This window comes from Sphingosinithalassobacter tenebrarum, assembly GCF_011057975.1.
GTDB classification, from domain to species: domain Bacteria; phylum Pseudomonadota; class Alphaproteobacteria; order Sphingomonadales; family Sphingomonadaceae; genus Sphingomonas; species Sphingomonas tenebrarum.
The window spans coordinates 1,037,003-1,057,182 of the sequence record NZ_CP049109.1; the positions used below are offsets into that span (position 1 = coordinate 1,037,003).

The 20,180-nt window shown below is 65.0% G+C and carries 18 protein-coding genes; 6 read left to right on the plus strand and 12 right to left on the minus strand.

The window, feature by feature from the left end; translation table 11 throughout:
• Positions 1-106: 106 nt before the first annotated feature.
• The 5 genes from atpD to G5C33_RS05255 form a co-directional block, all read right to left on the minus strand.
• A complete protein-coding gene (atpD, locus tag G5C33_RS05235; protein ID WP_165326254.1) occupies positions 107-1,579 on the minus strand; it encodes a F0F1 ATP synthase subunit beta in 1,473 nt (490 codons plus the stop codon).
• A 24-nt stretch (positions 1,580-1,603) separates the two neighbouring features.
• Positions 1,604-2,233 carry a hypothetical protein gene (locus G5C33_RS05240; RefSeq protein ID WP_165326255.1) on the minus strand — a complete coding sequence of 210 codons (630 nt, stop codon included), beginning with the start codon at positions 2,231-2,233 and terminating at the stop codon, positions 1,604-1,606.
• Positions 2,230-3,120, minus strand: a complete 891-nt coding sequence (locus G5C33_RS05245; protein ID WP_165326256.1) for a F0F1 ATP synthase subunit gamma — start codon at positions 3,118-3,120, stop codon at positions 2,230-2,232. The genes G5C33_RS05240 and G5C33_RS05245 overlap by 4 nt, the downstream gene beginning before the upstream one ends.
• 120 nt (positions 3,121-3,240) lie before the next feature.
• A complete protein-coding gene (atpA, locus tag G5C33_RS05250; RefSeq protein WP_165326257.1) occupies positions 3,241-4,770 on the minus strand; it encodes a F0F1 ATP synthase subunit alpha in 1,530 nt (509 codons plus the stop codon).
• Positions 4,771-4,780: 10 nt separating this feature from the next.
• On the minus strand, positions 4,781-5,365 hold the full coding sequence (locus G5C33_RS05255; protein WP_407698065.1) for a F0F1 ATP synthase subunit delta: 585 nt from the start codon (positions 5,363-5,365) through the stop codon (positions 4,781-4,783).
• A 301-nt stretch (positions 5,366-5,666) separates the two neighbouring features.
• Between G5C33_RS05255 and G5C33_RS05260 the strand changes: the two genes are divergently transcribed.
• Positions 5,667-6,338 (plus strand): hypothetical protein, encoded by a 672-nt coding sequence (locus G5C33_RS05260; RefSeq protein WP_165326258.1) that lies wholly within the window; start codon positions 5,667-5,669, stop codon positions 6,336-6,338.
• A 23-nt stretch (positions 6,339-6,361) separates the two neighbouring features.
• Here G5C33_RS05260 and G5C33_RS05265 read toward each other — a convergent pair whose 3' ends face one another.
• Both G5C33_RS05265 and G5C33_RS05270 read right to left on the minus strand, forming a co-directional pair.
• Positions 6,362-6,910, minus strand: a complete 549-nt coding sequence (locus G5C33_RS05265) for a hypothetical protein (protein WP_165326259.1) — start codon at positions 6,908-6,910, stop codon at positions 6,362-6,364.
• A gap of 132 nt (positions 6,911-7,042) precedes the next feature.
• Positions 7,043-8,665 (minus strand): DEAD/DEAH box helicase, encoded by a 1,623-nt coding sequence (locus G5C33_RS05270; protein WP_165326260.1) that lies wholly within the window; start codon positions 8,663-8,665, stop codon positions 7,043-7,045.
• Between the two features lie 312 nt (positions 8,666-8,977).
• On the opposite strand from G5C33_RS05270, the gene G5C33_RS05275 reads away from it, so the two are divergent.
• The 3 genes from G5C33_RS05275 (at position 8,978) to ada (ending at position 11,240) form a co-directional block, all read left to right on the plus strand.
• On the plus strand, positions 8,978-9,451 hold the full coding sequence (locus G5C33_RS05275; protein ID WP_165326261.1) for a PilZ domain-containing protein: 474 nt from the start codon (positions 8,978-8,980) through the stop codon (positions 9,449-9,451).
• A 155-nt stretch (positions 9,452-9,606) separates the two neighbouring features.
• Positions 9,607-10,011: an energy transducer TonB gene (locus tag G5C33_RS05280; protein WP_165326262.1), complete on the plus strand. Its 405-nt coding sequence runs from the start codon at positions 9,607-9,609 to the stop codon at positions 10,009-10,011.
• A gap of 194 nt (positions 10,012-10,205) precedes the next feature.
• Positions 10,206-11,240, plus strand: a complete 1,035-nt coding sequence (ada, locus tag G5C33_RS05285) for a bifunctional DNA-binding transcriptional regulator/O6-methylguanine-DNA methyltransferase Ada (RefSeq protein ID WP_165326263.1) — start codon at positions 10,206-10,208, stop codon at positions 11,238-11,240.
• A 1-nt stretch (position 11,241) separates the two neighbouring features.
• On the opposite strand, the gene G5C33_RS05290 is transcribed toward ada, so the two are convergent.
• From G5C33_RS05290 to G5C33_RS05305, 4 genes are read right to left on the minus strand one after another with little or no spacing between them, the layout of a single operon-like run.
• Entirely contained in the window at positions 11,242-12,831 is a 1,590-nt protein-coding gene (locus G5C33_RS05290; protein WP_165326264.1) for an alpha/beta hydrolase, read from the minus strand.
• A gap of 9 nt (positions 12,832-12,840) precedes the next feature.
• Complete coding sequence (locus G5C33_RS05295; protein ID WP_228275196.1) at positions 12,841-14,367, minus strand: S1C family serine protease; 1,527 nt, start codon at positions 14,365-14,367, stop codon at positions 12,841-12,843.
• 41 nt (positions 14,368-14,408) lie between these two features.
• Positions 14,409-15,989 carry a tetratricopeptide repeat protein gene (locus G5C33_RS05300; protein ID WP_165326265.1) on the minus strand — a complete coding sequence of 527 codons (1,581 nt, stop codon included), beginning with the start codon at positions 15,987-15,989 and terminating at the stop codon, positions 14,409-14,411.
• A gap of 26 nt (positions 15,990-16,015) precedes the next feature.
• Positions 16,016-18,187: a primosomal protein N' gene (locus G5C33_RS05305; RefSeq protein WP_165326266.1), complete on the minus strand. Its 2,172-nt coding sequence runs from the start codon at positions 18,185-18,187 to the stop codon at positions 16,016-16,018.
• On the opposite strand from G5C33_RS05305, the gene G5C33_RS05310 reads away from it, so the two are divergent.
• Positions 18,186-18,680 carry a hypothetical protein gene (locus tag G5C33_RS05310; protein ID WP_165326267.1) on the plus strand — a complete coding sequence of 165 codons (495 nt, stop codon included), beginning with the start codon at positions 18,186-18,188 and terminating at the stop codon, positions 18,678-18,680. The two genes, G5C33_RS05305 and G5C33_RS05310, sit on opposite strands and share 2 nt — an antisense overlap.
• A 3-nt stretch (positions 18,681-18,683) precedes the next feature.
• Here G5C33_RS05310 and G5C33_RS05315 read toward each other — a convergent pair whose 3' ends face one another.
• Positions 18,684-19,349, minus strand: coding sequence for a DUF2490 domain-containing protein (locus G5C33_RS05315; RefSeq protein ID WP_165326268.1), 666 nt, complete (start codon positions 19,347-19,349; stop codon positions 18,684-18,686).
• 158 nt (positions 19,350-19,507) lie between these two features.
• Between G5C33_RS05315 and fsa the strand changes: the two genes are divergently transcribed.
• Positions 19,508-20,161: a fructose-6-phosphate aldolase gene (gene fsa, locus G5C33_RS05320; protein ID WP_165326269.1), complete on the plus strand. Its 654-nt coding sequence runs from the start codon at positions 19,508-19,510 to the stop codon at positions 20,159-20,161.
• The last annotated feature ends 19 nt before the right edge of the window (positions 20,162-20,180 follow it).

Below are 20,180 nucleotides of genomic sequence, written 5' to 3' on the forward strand. Positions count from 1 at the left end.
GGGAGGGGTAGGGGGAGGGCGTGTTATCGAGCAACTTCGGAAGTGGAGGGCCGCCCATACAGACCCTCCCCCGACCCCTCCCGCAAGCGGGAGGGGAGAAGGTGCGTTACGCGTCTTCGGCCATCTTGGCGGCCTTGGCGACGGCTTCGTCGATGCCGCCGACCATGTAGAAGGCCGCTTCGGGCAGATGGTCGTATTCGCCGTCGACGACGGCCTTGAACGACTTCACCGTGTCTTCCAGCTGCACGAACTTGCCCGGGATGTTGGTGAACACCTCGGCGACGTGGAACGGCTGCGAAAGGAAGCGCTGGATCTTGCGGGCGCGGGCGACGGTGAGCTTATCTTCTTCCGAAAGCTCGTCCATGCCCAGGATCGCGATGATGTCCTGAAGCGACTTGTACTTCTGCAGGATCGACTGGACGGCGCGGGCCGTTTCGTAATGCTCCTGACCGACGACACGCGGTTCGAGAACACGGCTGGTCGAATCGAGCGGATCGACCGCCGGATAGATGCCGAGCTCCGAAATCGCGCGGTTAAGCACCGTCGTCGCGTCGAGGTGGGCGAACGAAGTTGCCGGGGCAGGGTCGGTAAGGTCGTCCGCGGGGACGTACACGGCCTGCACCGAAGTGATCGAGCCCTTGTTGGTCGACGTAATGCGCTCCTGCAGCGCGCCCATGTCGGTCGACAGGGTCGGCTGATAGCCCACGGCCGAAGGAATACGGCCGAGCAGCGCCGACACTTCTGCGCCTGCCTGAGTGAAGCGGAAGATGTTGTCGACGAAGAAGAGCACGTCCTGCCCTTCCTGATCGCGGAAATATTCGGCCATCGTCAGACCCGAAAGCGCGACGCGGGCACGCGCGCCCGGCGGCTCGTTCATCTGGCCATAGACCAGCGCCACCTTCGAACCTTCGCTGATCGCGTTGCCGTCGGCGTCCTTGGCGATGACGTTCGCGTCGAGAAATTCGTGATAGAGATCGTTGCCTTCACGCGTACGTTCACCGACGCCCGCGAAGACCGACGTACCGCCATGGCCCTTCGCGATGTTGTTGATGAGTTCCTGGATGAGCACGGTCTTGCCCACGCCCGCGCCGCCGAACAGGCCGATCTTGCCGCCCTTCGCATAAGGGGCGAGCAAGTCGATCACCTTGATGCCGGTGACCAGGATGCTGGCGTCGGTCGACTGTTCGATGAATTCGGGCGCCTGGGCGTGGATCGGAGCGAACTGGTCCGAACCGATTTCGCCGCGCTCGTCGATCGGCTCACCGACCACGTTCATGATGCGGCCAAGCGTCTTGGGGCCCACCGGCACCTGGATCTGGTTGCCGGTGTCGGTCACCGGCTGGCCGCGGGTGAGGCCGTCGGTGCCGTCCATCGCGATGCAGCGCACGGTGTTCTCACCGAGATGCTGGGCGACTTCGAGCACGAGGCGCGTACCGTTGTTATCGGTTTCGAGCGCCGAGAGAATCGCGGGCAGCGTGCCCTCGAAGGACACGTCGACGACGGCGCCGATCACCTGGGCGATGCGGCCGACATTGGCGGTCCCGGAAGCGGGAGTGGTCATTTCAGCGGCGGTAGCCATCTTGCGTTCCTTACGGTTGAATTCTCAATCAGTGGGAGCCGTAGCTCGGGAAATGGTAACGATCAGGCGTTTCTCGGTGTCGTCCTCGCCCGGAACCGCATCGACATTCAGCACGACGCCATGCTGCGTCGTCTCCGCCGAAGTCAAGTTGCGCAGCGCAGTCGCGATCTCGTCACCCGGCCCGACTTCGAACCGGCCGAGAAACCCACCGATGATGCGGCGCGGGATCGCCAGCGCTTCCTTCGCCTTGGGCGCATCGAAATCGCCCTTCAGCGTGAAAGTGAAGGCAATGTCGGTAATATGTTCGGCGCTGACACCGACGGCGCGGAACGCCGTGATGACCTGCACCGGGCTGTCGCCTTCGGGAAGCGTCTGCTCGGGGCTGTAGCCCGTGCTGAAGCTTTCCATGCCCTCGGCATAGGGACGCGGTTCATAGCCCATGTCCGCCGCCGCCGACAGCACCGCGTCGGGCGAATCGAACATCGACATCCAGCGTTCGGCCATCACCTTTTCGGGATCGGGCGCGCGGCGCTCGAGTGCGGCGCGCTGCTGCTCGTTCAATGTCGAGACGTCGACCGCATTGCCGTCGCTCCCGCCGCCGCATCCGGCGAGCGCGAGCGCGATCAGCGCAGGCAGGACGGCGCGGGAGATCACAGCGCTTCGGCCCCCGAGATGATTTCGACCAGTTCGGTGGTGATCGCCGCCTGACGCGTGCGGTTATATTCGATGTTGAGCCGCTTGATCAGGTCGCCCGCATTGCGCGTGGCGTTGTCCATCGCGGTCATTTTCGAACCCTGCTCGGAAGCGGCATTCTCGCGCATAGCGCGATAGATCTGCACCGCGATGTTGCGCGGCAGCAGGTCTTCGAGAATCTTCTCCTCGTCGGGCTCATATTCCACCACGGCGCCGGGGCCGGTGGCGGGCACGCCTTCGGGATCGCGGGTATGGACCGGAACCGGAATGAGCTGCTGCTCGGTCGGCTCCTGGCTCAGCACCGACTTGAAGGTCGAATAGAAGAGATGCGCGACGTCGAATTCGCCATCCTTGAACCGGCCGATCAGATCGTCGGCATATTCGCGCGCATCGTTGAAGGTCAGCTTGCCGAGATCGCCCGGTTCGATCGCATGCGCCTGATCGTTCGGATAGAGGCGGCGCAGCACCGCACGGCCCTTGCGGCCGATGGTGTAGAATTTCACCGTCTTGCCCTGCGCGATCAGTTCCTGTGCGCGGCGACGGGCGAGGCGGGCGATGTTGGTGTTGAACGCACCGGCCAGCCCCTTGTCCGACGTGCAGACGACGAACAGGTGCACCTTGTCCTCGCCCGTACCCGCCATCAGCGGCGAGGAGGTCTCGGCCATGATCACGCGCTTGGCGAGGCTCTGCATCACTTGCTCGAGCCGCTGCGCATAGGGGCGACCGGCCTCTGCCGCGTCCTGCGCACGGCGCAGCTTCGCGGCGGCGACCATCTTCATCGCCTTCGTGATCTTCTGCGTCGACTTCACCGAGCCGATGCGGGTTTTCAGCGCCTTGAGACTGGCCATTTTCTATCCACTATCCCCGTTGGGGCTGAGCTTGTCGAAGCCCCGTCTTTCTTCCTTCGCCTCGCCCGAGAGAAGAAGAACGGCCCTTCGACAAGCTCAGGGCCAACGGGGTTTCGGTTTTTACGCGAACGTCTTGCCGAATTCGGCGAGCGCAGCCTTCATCTTTTCGACCGTGCCGTCGTTCAGCGCCTTGCTCTCGCGAATGTCGTTAAGGACATCGGCATGCTTCGAGCGCATTTCGGCGAGCATCGCGGCTTCGTAGCGCGTCACGTCCTCCACCGGAACATTGTCGATATAGCCATTGGTGCCGGCATAGATCGAAACGACCTGCTCCTCGAACGGCATCGGGCTGAACTGCGGCTGCTTGAGCAGCTCGGTCAGGCGCGCACCGCGGTTGAGCAGCTTCTGAGTCGAGGCATCGAGATCCGAGCCAAACTGCGCAAAGGCAGCCATTTCGCGATACTGGGCCAGCTCGAGCTTGATCGAGCCCGACACCTTCTTCATCGCCTTGGTCTGCGCCGAACCGCCGACGCGGCTGACCGACAGACCGACGTTGATCGCCGGGCGGATGCCCGAGAAGAACAGGTCGGTTTCAAGGAAGATCTGGCCGTCGGTGATCGAAATCACGTTGGTCGGGATGTAGGCCGAAACGTCGCCGGCCTGGGTTTCGATGATCGGCAGCGCCGTCAGCGAGCCCGCGCCGTTTTCCTCGTTCATCTTCGCAGCGCGTTCCAGAAGGCGGCTGTGGAGATAGAAGACGTCGCCCGGGAAAGCTTCACGGCCCGGCGGGCGGCGCAGCAGCAGCGACATCTGGCGATAGGCGACGGCCTGCTTGGAAAGGTCGTCATAGACGATGACGGCATGCATGCCGTTGTCGCGGAAGAACTCGCCCATCGTGCAGCCGGTATAGGGCGCCAGATACTGGAGCGGAGCTGGTTCGGATGCCGTGGCGGCAACGACGATGGAATAATCCATCGCGCCGTTTTCCTCGAGCTGCTTCACGATCTGCGCGACCGTCGAGCGCTTCTGGCCGACCGCGACGTAGATGCAGTAGAGCTTCTTGCTTTCGTCGTCGCCTGCGTTGACCTGCTTCTGATTGATGAAGGTGTCGATCGCGACGGCGGTCTTGCCGGTCTGACGGTCGCCGATGATCAGCTCGCGCTGGCCACGGCCGACGGGAACGAGCGCGTCGATCGCCTTCAGGCCGGTCTGGACGGGTTCGTGCACCGATTTGCGCGGGATGATGCCCGGCGCCTTGGTTTCGACGCGCTTGCGCTCGGTGAACTCGATCGGGCCCTTGCCGTCGATCGGATTGCCGAGGCCGTCGACGACACGGCCGAGCAGACCCTTGCCGACGGGGACGTCCACGATCGTGCCGGTGCGCTTGACGGTGTCGCCTTCCTTGATCTCGGCGTCCGAGCCGAAGATCACGATGCCGACATTGTCGGCTTCCAGGTTGAGCGCCATGCCCTGCACGCCGTTGGCGAACTCGACCATTTCGCCCGCCTGGACGTTGTCGAGGCCATAGACGCGGGCGATGCCGTCGCCGACCGACAGCACTTCGCCGGTTTCGCTTACCTGCGCTTCGCTGCCGAAGCTGGCGATCTGGTCCTTGATGACCTTCGAAATTTCTGCGGCGCGGATATCCATCTTTATAGCCTTAGCCTTTCATCGCGTGCGCGAGGGAGTTCAAACGGGTGCGGATGGTGCTGTCGATCATCTGGCTGCCGATCTTTACGCGCAAGCCACCGAGCAGCGCGGGATCGACCGAGAGATCGAGCGAGATCTTCTTGCCGACGCGCGCCGCGAGCTGATCCTTCAGCGCGGCGATCTGATCGTCGGTCAGCGGATGGGCGGAGGCGACTTCGGCGGTTGCCTCGCCACGGTGCGCGGCGGCCAGGCTGCGGAAATCGCGAATGATCGCCGGAAGCTGCGACAGGCGGCGGTTTTCCGCCAGCACGCCCATGAAACGCGAAGTCACCGGATCGATACCGAGCTTTTCCGCGACCGCGGCCATCGCCGCGGCGGCTTCGCCGCGCGAGACGAGCGGGCTTTCGATCAGCCGCCGGAATTCGTCCGATTCGTCGATGGCAGCGCGCAGCGTTCCGAGACTGGTTCCCACAGCCTCGATCTGGTTGCCTTCGACAGCGAGTTCGAACAGCGCAGTCGCGTAACGGCCCGAAAGGCTCGCCCGGATGCTGCTCGCGATGTTGTCGCTGCCAATATTACCGCCGGATGTCTCCACGCGATTGGTATCCCTTTGGAGCAGGTGTTGGCCCCATACGAAAAGGGGGCGGCAAAGGCGCCCCCGATGGGTTGGCGGGCTGCTAGCATCGGGTGACGGGGGATGCAAGCCGCAGGCCATCGCCGTGGCGGCGATGTGCGCGGCGAGCGCTTCGGAGCGCATAGGTCCGGCGCGCGAACAAGCGGGTATGGTGGCGTGACAATGCGCCGGAGCGGTGCCAAACCGGAAGCGCGCGCCGAAGGGGCGGCGTGCCTTCGCATGATTCGAGATATCGGAAGGCGCGGACAGAAAGGGGAGTGTGATGATTCGATCTAAATGTCGTTCGGGCCTGCTGCTTGCCGGATTGCTGGTGGCACTTCCCGGCGTTGCCGCGGCGCAGGATGCTTCGGAAATGGTGCGTTTCAATATCGGCTCGGTCCAATATGAAATGCCGCTGCCTGCTGGCTATTGCCTGCCCACCGGCACCGCGGCGAACAGTGCCAGCCTGATGGCCGCGGTCGACAAGCAGAACCTCACCTTGCAGACATTCTATCCTTGCGACAACAACAGCGCGGATTCGACCGAGTATTTCCTGATCAAGGTGCCGCGGACGGTGGTGATGGTGCCGATCACGCGCGCGCAGCTGCTTCCGATGATGGAGCAGACATTTCAGGACCCGGCCTTTCTTGCCTCGCTCCAGTCGGTTGGCGAGGAAGTGAGCGCGGACATCACCGAAGTCGCCAACCAGGAAGCCTCTGTCACGGGCACAATCGAGCCTTCGGGGATCGACGATCGCTGCGCCTATCTGACCGGCAAACTGCGGTTCGTCGGTGCGGGGAAGGATTACACGCTCAGCAATGCGGGGTGCATGACCGCCACCGGATCGCGCATGTTCACTATCTACAGATATGCGGACGAAAATCAGAATCCGGCGTCGCTCAAGCCGATCGTGAAAGCCGTCGCCGAAACGATCCGCGTCGTCGAAACCGACTGACGGCTCATCGGTCCTGCCGACTGTCAGATCGTGCGCGAAAGCCAGGCGATCGGGCCGATCGCATTGATCGCGAAGCCGAGCGCGACCAGCCACCAACGCCGGACGAACATCATCGCGATCATCGCGGCGAAAGCCACCAGATCGCCGCCGGCGCGCAGGAAGAAGCTGACGATGTCGGAGCTGTTCGTCGCGACGGTGTATAGCCAGCGAATCTCGATCGGCAGGCCGGTTAGGATGACCAGCCCCCAGAGGTAGAAGCGATTGCGCTGGTAATATTCCGCCAGATCAATGCCGTTTTCGAGCTTGTCGGGCAGCGCGGCCGCCGACAGCAGCGCCAGCGTGACGAGGCTCCACATGATCGGCAGGAACGCGCCGAGCGAAATTCTGCCTTCGGGGCGGTCGGCGATCGACCACCAGTAGAACATGATGAGCAGCAGCACGAACAGCGCGAAAAGCGGCTGCGCCCAATGCCATCTGACGCCCTTGTGGCGGATCAGTCGATTGAGATTTTCTAGCTCGAACGCGACCGAGACGCCGAGCACGATCGACGCGAATGTGAGAGCCTGGTTCACGCTGATTGCCTCCCCCAGCGGTGAATGGCACGAGCGTCGGCCGAAGCGGAGCGGGGGTCAAGTCGGGCTGAACGGAAAAGGGCAGGCTGGTTACCCGGCCTGCCCTTTTTCATTCCGCTTTTCGGCGGTGCCTCAGCCGTTGCGCTGCGGGCGGTTGCCGCCGCCCGAGCCACGCCGCGGACCGCCGCGACCGGCGCCATTGCGCTGGCCCTGCGGACGGCCGCCGTCCGGGTTGCCGTTGCGGCGACGCTCACCATCCTGGCGGCGCGGGCCTTCCGAACGGCGCGATTCGCCCTGAGCGGCGCGATCCTCGCGCGGTCTGCGGTCGCCGCGCGGTTGATCGCGATTGCCTTCGGCGCGGGCCGGACGGCCCTCTTCGGTACGCTGCGGACGTCCGCCCTGACCGCGCTGCGGGCGGGCGCCCTCTGCGGCAGGCTGCGCGTCATAGCGTTTGCCGTCGATTCCACCGGTGCGGCGCGGACGGCCGGGGCCGGTTCGCGAGCGGCGGTTGCCCTCGGGCTTGCCGTCGCGCTGCATGTCACGGCCGCGGCGGCCATTCTGCTGGTCGCGGCTTTCCTTCACCGGCACCGCGCTGGCGCGCAGCGCTTCGGCGCGCGCGACGAAATCGTCGGGCAGGCGGTCCGCCATCACCTTCTGCCGGGTCAGCCGTTCGATGTCGCGCAGATAGGGCTTCTCGTCGGGTGCGCAGAAGCTGATTGCGACGCCGTCATTGCCCGCGCGCGCGGTACGACCGATGCGGTGCACATATTGTTCGGGCACGTTGGGCAGTTCGAAATTGAAGACATGGCTGACGCCCGACACATCGATGCCGCGCGCGGCGATGTCGGTCGCGACCAGGATCTTGACGTCGCCCGAGCGGAACTGGCCGAGCGCGCGCTCGCGCTGCGGCTGGCTCTTGTTGCCGTGGATCGCGTTGGCGGCGATACCATTGCCCGCGAGTTGACGGACGACGCGGTCGGCGCCGTGCTTCGTACGGGTGAAGACGATCGCGCGATCGATGTCGAGATCGCTCAGCTTCATCGTCAGTAGCGCCTGTTTTTCCTTCTGGTTGACGAAGGTGACGAACTGGTCGACGCGCTCGGCGGTGGTTGCGACGGGCGTCACCTTCACTTCGACCGGATCGGGACGCAGGAATTCGCCGGCAAGCTGGCGGATCGTCTTGGGCATCGTTGCCGAAAAGAACAGCGACTGGCGCTTGGCGGGCAGTTCGCGCACGATCTTGCGCAGCGCGTGGATGAAGCCGAGGTCCATCATCTGGTCGGCTTCGTCGAGGACGAAGATTTCCAGGCTGGCCAGCACGCAATGGCAATTATCCATCAGGTCGACCAGCCGGCCCGGCGTGGCGATCAGAATGTCGACGCCGCGCGCCAGATCCTGACGGTTCTTGTTGATCGAAGTGCCGCCGAACACCGTGGCGACCTTGAGCGGCGTACCCTTGGCATAGCCGCCCGCGCTTTCGGCGATCTGCGCGGCGAGTTCGCGGGTGGGGGCGAGAACGAGCATGCGGCAACCGCGCGGCTGCGGGCGCTTGCCCGACGCCATCAGCCGCTCGATCGAGGGCAGCATGAAGGCCGCGGTTTTGCCGGTGCCGGTCTGGGCGATGCCCAGCAGGTCCTGCCCTTCGAGCAGCGCGGGAATGGCCTGTGCCTGGATCGGCGTGGCCTGGCTATAGCCCTTGGCGGCAAGCGCGGCGAGTGTGGTCTCGGCAAGGCCGAGCGATGCGAAATCGGTCATGAAATCCCAAAGGGTCAGCGGCGCACGCCCGACAGGGACGTACGCGGCGGGGTCAGAAAAGACGACCCGCGTGACTGAGGGAAGCCGGTAACTCAGAAAAAGCCGAGACAGAGCCGTGGCGATATGTCGCCCGATCACGCTGCATGATGCCTCGATGGAAAGCCATCTGGGCGCAAACGCCCGAAAAGTCAATGTCCGCCAAACATAGTGGGCGACGCGGAAACCATCTTTCTGCGCATTTCGGCAACCTCTCCCTCCCACGATTCAGGCTCTCGGGCGCGCGGCAATTCATTTTTGGGGAGGGATGCGTCCATGCTTGTCGGCAAAGTCGAAATTCTGGGAAATGTCGATCGACGCGGTGCTATCCGCTTCGATGTCGGCGCCGCCAGCACGTTGCGGGCCGGGGACGGACGGCCGCTTGAAGTCATCGTCGAGGATTTTTCGAGGACCGGTTTCCGCTTCCTTGCCGATCTGTCGCTGCCGGTCGATACGCTGGTGTCGCTTGGCCTCTCCGGTGCAGGCGCGCGGCTCGCCTGCATCGTCTGGCGCGACGGGCGCGCGCATGGCTGCATGTTTCTCGAACCGTTGACGCAGGAAGAGATCACGCGCGCCTTTCGTGGCCAGGACGAAATCGTTGCCGATCTTGCCGCTTCGCTCGAACAACGCGCCGTCGACCGTACGGGGCGGCCCGCGCCGGAGGAGGATGGCGGGAAGCCCAACGGCGAGATCGGCGGCGGCCGTCTGCGCCGGTTGTTCCGACGTCCCGAAGACGACGAGAATCGCTAGCTTTCGCGCCGCCAAACCCGCACCGCTGCAGTTCGCAGCGTAGCGCGCGCATTTCGTTGAAGTGTATTGGTCATATAACACAGTTCTGCTAGAGCGACGGCACCGGCTTGGAACGCAAAGGGAGCTTCCGGTCGGCCAAGCAAAGGAGAACTGACATGTTGGCAAGCTTCAAAATGGCAATCGCCGCGGGTCTCCTCGTGCTCGGGGGCAACACGGGAGAGCAGAATGTTCCAGAAGGAGCGCGCTGGGCGGCAAAGGTGAGCGCAAAGCTCGACAATGCCGTTGCGTTCGATGCGGACCGGATCGGGCCGCATCTGCACGGTACGACGCGACTGTCGTTCCGCATCGGCACCGACGGAAAGGCGACCGACATCAACGTCGTGCGCTCGTCGGGCAATGACTGGCTCGATCGGCGCGCGGCGGGCAAGCTGCGGATGATCGGCAAACTGCCCGAGGCACCGGCCTGGATTCGCGAGCGGACGCTCTATGCGGATATCAGCCAGGGTTTCGACGATCCGCGCTACAATGTGCGGGTCTCGGGTGTCGCGATGCTGCAGTAAGCACGCATCGAAAACCGTGGACCGCCGGCGCTCGCACGATCCTGTGCGCGGGCAGGGCGTCGGGGTCGACATGGCGGGAGCAGTGACGAACGAAGGCGTCGCTGCTCCTTTTATTTGCGCAATCGTGTTTCGCGCTGCGCTTTGATCGCAAGCCGCGGGTGGGACCGACCGACCGACCGCGCTATAGCGGATGCATGAGCATCGCTTTCGATCCCGATCAGGCCTGGGCCGCTTTCGAAGCCCGTGACCGCAGCTGGGACGGCCGCGTCTTCATCGCAGTGACGACGACCGGCATATATTGTCGGCCAAGCTGCCCGGCGCGCCGGCCGAAGCGCGAGAATGTTCGCCTGTTTCCCGATGTCCGGTCGGCGGAGGCGGCGGGCTTTCGCGCCTGCATGCGCTGCAAGCCCGACGATGTCGCGCGGGACGGCGTCGCGGTGGCGCGGGCGGTTGCGATGATCGAGAATGCCGAAGCACCACTGTCGCTGGAGGCGCTGGCACGCGCCGTCGGCTATGCGCCCCATCATTTCCATCGCCTGTTCAAGCGCGCGACGGGGGTCACGCCCGCTGCCTATGCCCGCGCGTTGCGAGCGCGGCGAATGGACGACGCGCTGGAAAAGGAGACGCGTGTGACCGATGCGATCTACGAAGCCGGCTATTCGGCGCCCAGCCGCTTCTACGAAAGCGCCGGCGACCGGCTGGGTATGACGCCGAGTGCGTGGAAGCGGGGTGGAGCGGGAGTCACCATCCGTTGGACGATCGCCGATACCACGCTTGGCAGGCTGTTCGTCGCGGCGACCGACAAGGGGTTGTGCCGCGTTTCGTTCGACGAGGATTCGCTGGCGCTGACGAAGCGTTTTCCCAATGCGGAGATCGTCCCCGGGGGCGCGGCGCTTGCCGATCTCGCCGCGCGCGTTGTCGCCGAAGTCGAAACGCCGGGACGCTACACCGACTTGCCGGTCGACGTGCAGGGTACGGCGTTTCAGGAAGCGGTCTGGCAGGCGCTGCGCGCTATCCCCCCGGGCGAAACGCGCAGCTATGCGCAGATCGCCGCCGCGGTCGGCCGGCCGGGCGCGGTGCGCGCAGCGGGGACGGCATGCGGCGCCAACAATGTCGCGATCGCCATCCCCTGCCACCGCGTCCAGCGCGGCGACGGGACGATGGGCGGCTATGCCTATGGCGTCGAGCGCAAGCGGGTGCTGCGCAGGCGCGAAGGCGTGGAGGACTGAGTTACCGGTCCTCGCCGGGGCGCGCGACGGCGTACATTTCCCTCGCGATGTCCTTGAGCAGCGCCTGCGAATCGCCGTCGCGCGCGAACAGGTCGAAATGGGTCTTGCCCGGCAGGAAACGGAAATCGGCTTCGGCGCCGAGTTCGTCGAGCACTGCCTCGAGCCGTCGCGCCGGCCCATCGAGGTAGAAGGTGTCGGCGGTGCCGACGATCAGATGGATCTTGCCCGTGAGCGCCGGGCCGATTTCGGCCCAGTCGCGACGGACGCGGTGGGCGATATCGTAATTCTCGATCCAGTAGCGCGCGACCATCGGATCGATTTCGCCGGTCGCGCGATCGAACAGCGGCATCGGGCGGCCATCCGGGCCCTTGGGCGAAAACACCCATTCGAACGAGGCGAACTGGCCGCCATAGGCGCCGAGCGCTGCCTCCATCTCGCCGAACTGGCGCAGCGTCGCGACGACTTCGCCTTGGTTGCGCACCAGCGGCAGCGGCTCGCCGTCGTCGCCGACATAGGCATTGGCTCCGTCCGCATAGAGATCGATGTTGGTGAAGTCGTGAAAGTCCGACGGATCGGGCGCGGTCGGCCAGGTGCCGCCGAAAATTTCGGGATAGCGCACCTGCAGCCACAGCGTCGCCCAGCCGCCCGAGCTGTGCCCGGTTAGGAAGCGGCCGTTCGGCCGCGCGTCCATGCGATATTCCGATTCGAGCGCCGGGATCAGTTCCTCGGTAAGCGCATGGCCCCAGGGGCCGTTATTCACTGAATCGGCGAATTCATGCGTGCCGGTGGGGCTGCTTTCATCGAGATAGACCCAGATCATTGGCGGCGTCTCGCCCTCGGCCATCATGCCCGCCATCTGCGCGGCACGTAGCCTGGCGGAATCGAGCGTGCTGCCGAATCCCCCGGTCGAATAAACGGTGGGGTAGGTGGCGGCCGCGTCCGGGTCATATCCCGGCGGCAGCGCGATCCATCCGCGAATATGCGTCGCGCGGCCCCAGAAGGCCGTCAGCGCGCTGCTTTCGAAATCGACCGGCTCGAGCGCGGCGAGCCTGGCCTCCATTTTCGCGCGTTCGGCCTCGGGCATGCGCGCCAGCCAGTCGGCAAGGCCGGTCGCGGGCAATTCGCGCGACAGCGTCAGCGCGGGCATCGGGCCGGGCAGCGTCGCTTCGACGACCGGCGAGACATAGTCGCCTGCGCCGCGGCCGCCGTAATTATAGTCGTGGTTGCGATCGAGAACTGCCTGAAAGCGATAGGTGCCCGACGGCAGGTCGGTGAAGCTGGTCGGGAAGCTGTCGGTGCTCGCGCCGACGAGCGCCGGGGCGCCCGGCGACAGATCGGAAATTTCGCGCGCCGCGATTGCGGTGCCGGTGGGGTTGAACGGCGAGGTGTCAACGGCATCCTGCGGCTCGGCCCCGGGTTCGACCCGCTGTGCGAAGACGAGCAGTCGTCCCGAGCGATGCTCGCCCAGTTCGGGGGACAGGGTGACTGCGATTCCGGCCGCCGTGTCCTGCGCAGCCGGTACGGCTTCCTGGGCAATGGCCGGGGCGGCCGAGGCGAATGCCGCGGCCAGCGTTAGAAGATGGCGCAGCATGGCGGCTCCTTATTCGGCTGGTGTCGCGTCGGCGACAGGCTCGCAACGATAGACGAGCTTTTCGTTATATTCCTGCGGCAACGCGGTTCGGATCGTCTGCTGGCGCGTCGCCAGATCGGCGCGTGCGGCCTGGTCGGTCGAACATTGCTTGAGCTGCACTTCGGCACGCAGCTGGCGGGCGCGTTCCATTTGCGACTGGGTCAGCAGGTAGCGCGTGTTGGTATAGGTCCGCGTAGACGGATCGTAGTCGAGCACCGACACCGTCTGTTCTTCCGACGGGACGAGGATGCGCTCCCATTCCTCGCCCGCCTCGGCATATTGCGTGCGGCCGTTGACGCATCCGTCGCGATCGATCTCCAGCGGAACGTCGCCGATCTCGGACACGGTGACGCGGCTGCGATCGGCGACGAAGCGGCAGACCATCTTGCCGGTTGCGGGGAGCGACGACGTCGCTTCGCTGGAGGAGGGAACCGGAACGATGCTGTCTTCATCGAAGCCGGGGCGGCTGAGGAACAGCGCGGCGGCGCCGATCATCAGCACCCCGCCGCCTGAAGCGATCCAGATCGCCTCGCGCTGGCTGCCGCGCGACAGCAGCATGCCCGCCCCACCGAGGGCGAGGGCCCCTAGCACCAGCAGCACCGCGGCCCCGGCCATGAAATTCTCGCGCGCGGCTTCGTTGCGCAGCCGCGCCTTGGCGATCGCTTCGCGCCGGGTCGCCTCGGCGCGGGCCGCCGCTTCGCGCTCGCGCGCGGCGGCTTCGGCCTGTTCGCGCGCGGTGGCGTTGCGATCGGCGGCCATGCTTTCCTCGATCGTGGTGCAGGCGACGCCATTGGCGGAATATTCCTGCTGCGCCGCGGCGAGAAAGGCAGACAGTTCGGCGCCGGAGATGGCGAAGCCGAATGTCGAATCGCCTTCCTCGGCTAGGGTCAGCGCCGAATTGACTCCGAGCACACGACCGCAGCGGTCGAGCAGCGGGCCGCCCGAATTGCCGCGGGCGATGCTCGCGGTATGCAGCAGCACGCTGGTCCCCTGCAGCGAACGCCGGCCCGCGAAATTGCCCTGCGAGCGCACCGGCGCCTGCGGCGTGATATAGTCCATCGCCGAGCGCGCGGTGGCGAGATCGACATTGCCCGGATAGCCGAGCGCGATCATTGCCTCGCCTTCCTCGACGGGGCCGTTGTAGAGGGTGAGCGTCGGCAGGCGGACGCCCGAAAACTCGATCAGGGCAAGGTCGCGGTCCGTGTCGATCGCGATCAGCCGCCCCTTGTAGGATTTGTCGCCTTCCGACGGCACCACGCCGATGATGACATTGTCGGGATAGCGCGCCGCAAGATCGACGACATGCGCATTGGTGACGATGCGGTTGGGCGCCACCGCGAAGCCGCTGCCATGCCCGAAACCGACCACTTCGTCGCCGACCACGGCGATGGTCACGACCCGCACCACGCCGCGCGCCGACGCCGAAATATCGTCGGCGCGCGCCGGGGCGGTCCATCCGATCAGCAGCACCAGCAAGAGCAGCAGCCGCTTGGTCACATCAATCCCCCGGCGAACCCGTATCCGCCCGGACTAATCGGTCAATTCGCCGCCGCGTTCAACCCCGCTTGCCCGAAGGTACGCATGACCTGCGAGCTATTGGGCTCCCCGTCCGTGGGTTCCTCGTCCTCGGGACCTGCCTCCGCGCCTTCCTCGGCAGTGGCGAGCGCCTTGTCGAGATCGCCTTCGTCGATGGCGTCGACGATCTTGCGGGCGCGCTTCGTCGCCGCGCTTTCGTGCACGCTGAATGCCAGCGGACGCAGCACTGCGCGGGCTTCCGCGGCCTTGCCGTCAGTCAGCAGCTGATAGGCCGTTGCCATGCGCAGCGGCGGGTATTGCGGCTGAATCTCGAACGCGCGGTAGAGGCGCTGGACGGCGATCACGTGCGGGCTAGTTCCGGCTTCGGCGAAGGACCGGTAGTAGAGCCACAGCAGCTCGGCATTGTCCGGGTCGGCCTGCAGCCCGGCAACAATGACGCGGCGAATGTCGATCCAGGTCGCGTCGTCGATATCGGCATAGCTTTCGGGCGCTTCCATCATCGCCCGCGCCTTGTAGGCATAGACGCTGCCGAGCGACGGATCGGCGGCGATCGCCCGGTCCGCGGCGACGATGACATCGTCGAACGCGCCTTTGTCGAAGGCCGCTTCCGCGAAAGCGCGCTGTGCCAGTGCGTCGCCGCTATAGGTTTCGGCCAGCGGCTTGAGCGCGGCATAGACCTCTTCCGCCTCTTCCTCGTCGACGCCGCTGCGCGAGCGGATCGCCCATTCGATCGTGGCGCGTTCGCCCGGCGTCAGCGGCCGCACCGTCACGTCGCCGATCTGGATGTCCTCGGCGGGAACGGCAACGGCGGGCAGGCTGGTTCCGCGACGATAGCGCGCCAGATCCGATTCGAACTTGCGCGTGTCGCCAAAGGCGGTTTCGGCTGCTTCTTCGAGCGACTGGCCGCTGTTGATCGCGACGATGTAATTGGACAGCTGCCCGTCACGCTCGGGATCGAAGGTCAGGTAGTGTGTGAGCAGCCAGCCGGCGGTGTAATAGATATAGACGCCGCTTTCTTCGGTGTTGGCCGTGAGCATCGCCGTGATCTGATCATTGTCGAGATTGCGCAGCGAGCCGGTGCGATAGGAAGGCTCCCGACCGAAAACCATCGACCCGTCCGAACGCACTTCGGCAGTCGCATGCAGTTCGGCCATGCCCTCGCTCAGCCAGCCCGGAATGGCGATGTTCGACCACGCCACCGAAAACAGATGGTGCGTATATTCGTGGAACAGCGTCTGCTGCGGGCTGATGCCGGTTCCGGTGGTGGGGAGGAACGCCACCGAACCGTTCGACGCGCTGTGGTAGAAGCCGCCGATGGAACGGCTCGACGTGATGTCGCGGAAAAGGCTCGACCGCATCAGATAGACCGTGACGCGGTTCACGCCCGGTTCGCCGGCAGGCAGGCCGCGCAACCGCCGGACGCCCTTGTCAAAGCGTTCGAGTTCTTCCGCGAAGGTCTGCGTATCTTCTTGCGAGCGTTCCGCATAGACGACGAAATGATCGCTGTCGGCGCGGAACCACTGCGCGTGCGCAGATGTCGGAATTATCAGAAAAAACGCTATAAGAGTCAGTATCTTGCGCACTTTGCCCCCCTGAACGGCGCGAATCGTCAGAGGAAACTATACGGGTCGACGTCAACTGCAACCCGAACCTTGGACGGCCATTCTAGTCCGCCGAGCCATTCGCGGATCACGTCCTGCACGTCGAAGGCGCGTTTGGCGTGGACGAGCAGGCGGAAACGGTGGCGGCCGCGCAGCATCGCCAGCGGCGCGGGGGCGGGGCCGAAGACGTGCATTTCCTCCATTTCGGGCCGCGACTTGCCGATGCGGCGCGCGGTTTCCTCCGCTGCCGCCTTGTCCTCCGAAGAGACGATGATCGCGGCATAGCGGCCGAAGGGCGGGGCATGGGCGTCGCGGCGCGCCTCGGTCTCGGCCTGGTAGAAGGTCTCGCTGTCCCCCGTCACCAGCGCCTTCATCACATCGGCGTCGGGGCAATGCGTCTGGATGAGGACGGTGCCGGGCTTTTCGCCGCGCCCCGCGCGGCCTGACACCTGGCATATCTGCTGAAAGGTCCGTTCGGCCGCGCGCAGGTCGCCGCCGCCCAGACCGAGATCGGCATCGACCACGCCGACCAGCGTCAGATTGGGGAAATGATAGCCCTTGGTGACGAGCTGGGTGCCGACGACGATGTCGATATCGCCATGCTCCATCCGCTGGACGAACTCGGCGGCCTTTTGCGGCGACCAGAGCGTGTCCGAAGTGACGATCGCGACCTTCTTGTCGGGGAACAACTCGCGTACTTCGTCCGCCACGCGCTCGACGCCGGGGCCGCAGGCGGCAAGCGAATTCTCCGATTCGCATTCGGGGCATTCGCGCGGCGTGGGATAGCTGTGCCCGCAATGGTGGCAGGCGAGGCGGCCGAGCAGGCGATGCTCGACCATCCAGGCCGTACAATTGGGGCATTGCAGCCGATGTCCGCAGACGCGGCACAATGTGAGCGGCGCATAGCCGCGCCGGTTGAGGAACAGCAGCACCTGCTCGCCGCGCTCGAGCGTCGCCGCCATCCCCTTCACCAGCCGCGGGGCGAGCCAGCGGCCGCGATCGGGCGGCTCCTGGATCATGTCGATCGCCTCGACATGCGGCAAATCGGCCGGGCCGTAGCGACCAGGGAGCTTGAGTTCCTCATAGCGGCCGAGCTGGACCTGATGACGCGTCTCGATCGCGGGCGTGGCGGTGGCGAGCACCACCGGCGCCTGTTCGAATAGGCCCCGCATCACCGCGACGTCGCGGGCGTGATAATGGACGCCGTCTTCCTGTTTGAAGCTTGTTTCATGCGCTTCGTCGACGACGATCAGCCCGAGATCGGAAAAGGGCAGGAACAATGCCGATCGCGCGCCGACCGCGACCTTCGCCTCGCCGCTGGCGATGGCGCGCCACGCGCGACGGCGCTGCGACTGGCGAAGGTCCGAATGCCAGGCGACCGGCTCGCAGCCGAAGCGTTTGGTGAAGCGCGTCAGGAACGGTTCGGTCAGCGCGATTTCGGGGAGCAGGACGAGCGATTGCTTGCCCGCCGCGAGCGCCGCCGCGATCGCTTCGAAATAGACTTCGGTCTTGCCCGATCCGGTCACGCCGTCGAGCAGGAAGGGCTGGAACTCACCCGCGCCGATCGCCTGCCGCAATATGCTCGCCACCGATGCCTGATCGGGCGAAAGGTCGGGCGGTGCGAAATTGGGATCGGGCGGCGGATAGGGCGTGTCGGCCTCGACCATCACCGCCTCGATCGCACCCACCTTCACCAGCCCGCGGATGACGGCGTCGGAAACGTCGGCGATGGAGGCGAGCTCGCGTACCAGCCCCTGCCGGTCGCCGATCCGTTCGAGCGCCTGTTCGCGCTGCGGCGTCATCCGGTCGGGGACCAGCCCCGTCGCGCGATATTCGACGATGGTCGGCGACCCTTCGAGCGCGGCGCTCGACGAAAGGCACATGCGCAGCACAGAAGGCAGCGGAGCCAGATAATAGTCCGCCGTCCATTCGACCAGTCGGCGAAGCGGTGCGGGGATGGGCGGGGCATCGACCACGCCGATCAGATTGCGCAGCCGGTTGTCGCCGACTTCCTCGGTCTGGAGCCGCTCTGGCTCCCAGACGACGCCGAGCAATTGACGGGGACCGAGCGGTGCGACGACAATCGACCCGGGCTCGACATGCATGCCCTGCGGCACGCGATAGTCGAGCGGACCAAGCGCATTGTTCATAACGATGACGCGGGCGCGATTACCGGGCATGGCTCCCCATATCGTCATTCCCGCGCCGGTTGGAATGGCGTATCTCGGCAAGCCGAGGAGAAAGCCGATGCTGTTGCTTGCCGCTTTGTTGTTCGCGCAGGATGTTCCCTGCACCGTCCAGGACGCGGACCTGCCGCCCGAACTCGCAGGCTGGGTGCACCCTGGCGAGACGTTGGCGCCGGGCGTGCCGGTGCTGCTGGAGGGATCCGACAGCGGAGCGGCGCGAGTCACCTATGAAGCCGAGACCGTGTTCGAAGTTACACAGGCCGGGGTATATGGTGTGGTCCTTGACCAGCGCGGCTGGATTGAAGTGACTGCGATGGAAGAGGGCGCGGAGCCGCTACGATCGGTCGCGCATGCGCATGGCCCCGCGTGCAGTTCGATCGCCAAGATCGTCAACTTCCCGCTCGAGCCCGGCAGCTATCGGCTGAATTTGAGCAATTTGCCGGCACCCCGTGCGAAAGCGATGCTGCTTGCCCCGAGCGCGTCCTGAGCCTCAGAATTTCGCGCCGACGCCGATCGACAGGATGTGGTCCATCGTGTCGCGAGCCCGATCGCGCAGGTCATATTGGTTGAGATAGCCGATCTCGGCGCGCACCGATCCGGCGATCGGAACGTCCACACCGGCGAAATTTCGCATCCGCCGATATCCGGCATTCTGTCCGCCGTCGGTATCGTTTAGCTCGACGAAACTTTCGTGGCTGAGCACCAGCGCGGGGCCGCCGCGTTCGCGCCACGGCAGTTTCCATTTCACTCGCGGGCGCAGCCGGAACCCGGTGTCGCTGTTGCGAAACCGCTGCTCGAACCGGAGCCTGCTGTTCAGCTCCCCTCCAAGGATCGTGCCAAGATCGACGTCGATCTGCTGTCGCGGCCGGTCTTCGCTGCGCGTGACCTGGCCGTGCGTATAGTTGGTCACGCGGGCATAGCCGGCGCTCAGGCTCACCGATTCGGAAAGTCGATAGGTCACGAAGCCACCCGCTTCCGATTCGTAAAGACCGGCATCGCCGAAGCGCAGCACGACTTCACCCTGGAGTGATACCGTATCCGACAACCGGACGCCGGCGGCCATCGTCGACCAGAATTGCCTGTCCTCCTGTTGCGCGATCGCCGGCGGCGCGATCATGCATAGCCCGCCGGCAACAAGCGCGCCTACCTTGCGCATTTCTCTCTCCGCATCGATTTCTCGTGGAAAATTCGAGAATTGGAGCTCGTGAGGAGCCGCTAGCAGATGGTAATAAAACTGTCATTTCTTCTGCCGGGGTGACGCGATGCGCGCAAACGGCTAACGGACCCGCCAAATCTCCACTCGGGAATCAGACCATGAAATTTTTCGTCGATACCGCCGACACCGCCGAAATCCGCGACCTTGCCGCTTCCGGGCTGGTCGACGGCGTCACCACCAATCCCTCGCTGATCCACAAGGCGGGGCGTGACTTTCTCGAAGTGGTCAAGGAAATCTGCGAGATCACCGACGGGCCGGTTTCGGCCGAAGTCGTCGCGCTCGATTTCGACGGGATGATGCGCGAGGCGGAAATCGTGCGGAAGATCGCCGACAATGTCGCGGTGAAGGTGCCGCTGACGATCGACGGGCTCAAGGCATGCAAGGCGCTGACCGATGACGGCACGATGGTCAATGTCACGCTCTGCTTCTCGGCGAATCAGGCGCTGCTCGCGGCGAAGGCGGGCGCGACCTTCATTTCGCCGTTCGTCGGCCGGCATGACGATATCGGTTTCGACGGGATGCAGTTGATCAGCGATATCCGCCTGATCTACGACAATTACGATTTCGAGACCGAGATCCTGGTCGCGAGCGTGCGTCATGCCGTCCATGTCCTCGAATCGGCGAAAATCGGCGCCGATGTGATGACCGCGCCGCCGGCGGTGATCCGCCAGCTGGTCAAGCATCCGCTGACCGAAAACGGCATCAAGGGGTTCCTCGCCGACTGGGAAAAGACCGGCCAGAAGATCGGCTGATCGCGTTACTGTCCGGCAA